The 4040-nt window shown below is 59.9% G+C and carries 4 protein-coding genes; 3 read left to right on the forward strand and 1 reads right to left on the reverse strand.

Features of this window, described 5'->3' with window-relative positions; all coding sequences use genetic code 11:
- On the forward strand, positions 1 to 1544 hold a 1544-nt coding region (locus CW742_RS08380), incomplete at its 5' end, for a PKD domain-containing protein (protein ID WP_292419053.1).
- A gap of 66 nt (positions 1545 to 1610) precedes the next feature.
- On the opposite strand, the gene CW742_RS08385 is transcribed toward CW742_RS08380, so the two are convergent.
- Positions 1611 to 2069, reverse strand: a complete 459-nt coding sequence (locus CW742_RS08385) for a phosphopantetheine adenylyltransferase (RefSeq protein ID WP_292419055.1) — start codon at positions 2067 to 2069, stop codon at positions 1611 to 1613.
- A 30-nt stretch (positions 2070 to 2099) separates the two neighbouring features.
- Here CW742_RS08385 and CW742_RS08390 point away from each other — a divergent pair, with 30 nt between their 5' ends.
- Positions 2100 to 2597: a gamma carbonic anhydrase family protein gene (locus CW742_RS08390; RefSeq protein ID WP_292419058.1), complete on the forward strand. Its 498-nt coding sequence runs from the start codon at positions 2100 to 2102 to the stop codon at positions 2595 to 2597.
- A complete protein-coding gene (locus tag CW742_RS08395; protein WP_292419061.1) occupies positions 2590 to 3873 on the forward strand; it encodes a CoB--CoM heterodisulfide reductase iron-sulfur subunit A family protein in 1284 nt (427 codons plus the stop codon). Before CW742_RS08390 ends, CW742_RS08395 begins: the two co-directional genes overlap by 8 nt.
- Positions 3874 to 4040 lie beyond the last annotated feature (167 nt).

Genomic DNA, 4040 nt, shown 5'->3' on the forward strand with positions numbered 1-4040 from the left:
CCCGGATCACCCCGACCGCACAGAACCCGTCCCACACCTTCTCGACCGCGGGAACTTATACTGTGAAACTTACGCTCACCCGTGGCACCGAGACAGCCTCAACAACCCAGATCATCAACGGCGGCGGCGTCCCTGATGCAGAGTTCGTCGGCTCACCCCTCCAGGTGAACCCGAACGAGAAGATCCAGTTCACGGACAAGTCCGGCCACGCCCCGACTGCCTGGTCCTGGGACTTTGGCGACACGGCAATCTCGACTGTCCAGAACCCTTCCCACTCCTACCAGGTGAAGGGGATCTACACGGTCTCCCTGACCGCACGGAACGAGAATGGTAAGGACACCGAGATAAAGAAAGGGTATGTCAACGTCGGTATGCCCCCGAAGGCAGACTTCTACCCGGTAGCCACCCCGTATGCCCAGTACTCGGTCCCCAAGACCGTGCAGTTTGTTGATCAGTCAACGAACATGCCCACCTCCTGGAACTGGGACTTCGGTGACGGGTCAACATCCACGGAACAGAAGCCGACCCATGTATACATGAAGGAAGGCATCTACACCGTTACGCTCACGGTCAAGAACAACTTCGGTTCCGACACTGCAGTCAAGCAGGACCTCATCACGGTCGGCGGCGGAGTTGCCGTTGACTTTGTTGCAGACAAGACAACAGTCGGCGTAGGACGGGTTGTCAGTTTCACTGACCTCTCGACCAGCAACCCCACCAACTGGGTATGGGACTTTGGCGACGGTACGACCGGGACCGGCCCGAACCCCGACAAGGTCTACCGTGCAACCGGTGTATACGATGTTACGCTGACTGCGTCGAACCCCTACCAGACCAACACGCGCACGAAGAACCAGTACATCACCGTCCTCTCCATCCCCAGGGCAGACTTTGTTGCTGACCGGACCAAGGGCGGAGCCCCCATGGCAGTAGCGTTCACGGACAAGTCCACGAATGCACCGACCGGATGGAAGTGGGACTTTGGCGATGGCGCAAGCTCAACCGAGCAAAACCCGACGCACACCTACACGACCCTTGGCATCTACTCCGTGACCCTGACAGCATCCAACAAGGACGGATCGGACACGACCACGAAGGTCAACTACATCTCCACTACCCTTGCCCCGGTAGCCGAATTCAAGGCTAACCGCCAGGTAGGCAAAGCCCCGTTCATTGTCGAGTTCACGGACCTCTCGTCCAACAAGCCCACCTCCTGGAGCTGGGACTTCGGGGACGGGACCTCTTCGACAGAACAGAACCCCCGCCATATCTACCTGCGCGAGGGTTCCTACGATGTCAGCCTTACCGTAGCCAACCAGTACGGGACTGACACCATCTACAAGACGGGAACTTCCACACCGGCGAGCGCAGTCGTGACCACCGAGGCACCTGTCGCAGCAGCCACAGAACAGCCTGCAGCAGTGGCAACAACACAAGCACCTGTCGCACAGCCTACTGCCACCAAGGCACCCCTTTCAGCAGCAGTCCCGCTCCTTGCAGCGGTTATCGCGCTGATTGGCGCTGTCCTGGTATCCCGGAAATAATCTCTTTTTTTACCAGCCTTACGGCGGGCTTTTAAGAAAAACGAAAAACCTGTTGTCTTCCCTGCATTAGTGCAGGACATGCCCGTGGACATCGATCTCGCCACGGTAGATCCGCGTGCTCGATATCCAGCGGCCGTCTTCGGCAAGGACGCAGGTGATCTGGTGGATGTCGACCTTCCGCCTGCCCTTCCCGCGGCGTTCCTTGTTGATCTCGACAGCAACCGGAAGCGTCTCTTCGGAGACCACGATGGCATCAAAATCGGAGTCAACGGCCGAACCGAACCGGTCGTTTAACGGTTCGATATTCCACTGGGCGGCATGCTCCTTTGATGCGATATATGCCTCAAGATCGGCGTTCCGCTCGGCAAACGAACGTGTCGGGTGGACTTTCCGGCTCGCGAAGGTGTCCGTGGTGAGCCCGATCACCACATGCCCCCCGGGCCCGGCAAGCTCGAACGACCGGTCCAGCAGGCGCTTGTGGCCGTCATGAAGGGGATCGAACGTACCCCCTACCATAACCTTCATGTTCCTCCATTCTTAATTTCCTATGTTATTATGGCTATGGATGCGAAAATTTCCGGCGTTGCTCTCTTCCAGGCCGGCAATGCAACCGTGACGGGGGATGTCACGCTGGGAACGGACGTCGGGATCTGGTTCGGCGCTGTGGTCCGTGCCGATAAGGACCGGATCGTGATCGGCGACCGCTCCAATATCCAGGACAACTGCGTGGTCCACACCAGCAAGGGATTTCCGGTCCTTATCGGCTGCGACGTCTCGGTCGGCCACGGGGCCATCCTGCACGGCTGCACAATCGGCAACCGCGTACTTGTCGGCATGGGTGCGATCGTCCTGAACGGGGCAACCATCGGGGAAGGATCGGTCATCGGTGCCGGCGCGGTGGTAAAGGAGGGCATGAAAGTCCCGGAACGGTCGGTTGTTGTCGGAGTTCCCGGAAAGATCGTCAAGCAGGCCAGCGACGAGCAGCAGCAGCACATCCTGAAGAATGCCGCATCCTATGCCGAACTCGCCGGAGAGTACGCCCGCCATGGCTAACATCGTCGTCATCGGCGCCGGGGTTGCCGGCATTCAGGCAGCCCTTGATATTGCCGGCCATGGCATCCACGTAGACCTTGTCGAGCGCGAGCCCTCCATTGGCGGGCACATGGCGCAGTTGGACAAGACCTTCCCCACAAACGACTGCTCCATGTGCATCCTCTCGCCCAAGATGGTGGACGTGTCCCGGCACAAGAACATCAGCATCCATACCTGTGCCGAGGTCGAGCGGATCGAGGGAGATGCCGGTCATTTCAGGGTTACGATAAAGAAACACCCGCGATACATCGATGAAGTCACCTGCACCGGCTGCGGGGACTGCATCCAGATCTGCCCGGTCGAGGTGTACAACCGGTTCGATGCCGGCGTTGGCGTGCGGAAAGCAATCTACAAGCCGCACGCCCAGGCTGTGCCGGATATCGTGGTCAAGGACCAGGAGCACTGCATTGAGTGCGGGCTCTGCTACGATGTCTGCGGCCCGGGTTCGATTAAAAGGAAGGACGAGGAGACCACCCTCGTCGTGGATGCGGCAAGCATCATCGTCACGACTGGCTACGATGTCTTCGATGCCCGGAAGAAGACGCCCTTCAACTACCTCCGGCTCCCCGATGTCATCACCAGCCTCGAACTCGAACGGATGATCAATGCCGGCGGCCCGACCGGAGGGAAGATCCGGCGCCTGAGCGATGGCAGGGAACCGCAGTCCATTGTCTTTATCCAGTGCGTGGGCTCCCGCGACGTGACCATCGGGTGTCCTTCGTGCTCCTGTGTCTGCTGCATGCAGGCCTTAAAGAACGCGATCCTGATCAAGGAGAAGCACAGGGAGACGGACGTCACCATCTGTTACATGGATATCCGGGCGTACGGCAAGGGGTACGAGGAATACTTCGAGCGGGCGAAGTCGCTGGGGGTCCGGTTCCTCCGGGGCATGCCCTCGGATGTGATCCCTGACGCAAAAGAGAGCGGCATGATCCTCCAGGTCGAGAACTCCGAGACGGGAGAAGTCCAGGTCCTCCACCCGGACCTCGTGGTCCTCTCGGTTGGCATCCGTCCTGCCGAGGCCGGGCCGGCCCTTGCGGAGAAATTGGGGATCACCTGCGAAGAGAACGGGTTTATCCGGCCGGTGAACGACGCCGTTGATACGATAACAACGCTCCGGCCGGGGATCTACGTGGCCGGGACAGCAACGGCTCCCCGGGATATTCCGGATAGTGTGGCCTCAGGCCAGGCTGCGGCAATGCGGGCATGGATCAACACAATCAGGGTGGGGCAGTAAGTGGACACCTCGCCAACGCTCTGGTGGGACAGCGGGAAAGACTGTCTCTGCTATATCGAGCAGACGCTCCTGCCGGGGGAGTACACAATTGTCGAGTGCCGGAGCATCGACCGGCTCGCAACCGCCATCCGGCGCCTGGAGATCCGGGGCGCACCCGCGCTCGGGGT

It is taken from the genome of Methanoregula sp. (assembly GCF_002835825.1).
Taxonomy (GTDB): domain Archaea; phylum Halobacteriota; class Methanomicrobia; order Methanomicrobiales; family Methanospirillaceae; genus Methanoregula.

What these genes read in the sequence shown, in the direction of transcription:
- CW742_RS08385 (WP_292419055.1), bottom strand. Translation starts at nt 2,069, where the DNA reads ATGAAGGTTATGGTAGGGGGTACGTTCGATCCCCTTCATGACGGCCAC.
- CW742_RS08390 (WP_292419058.1), top strand. Translation starts at nt 2,100, where the DNA reads ATGGCTATGGATGCGAAAATTTCCGGCGTTGCTCTCTTCCAGGCCGGC.
- CW742_RS08395 (WP_292419061.1), top strand. Translation starts at nt 2,590, where the DNA reads ATGGCTAACATCGTCGTCATCGGCGCCGGGGTTGCCGGCATTCAGGCA.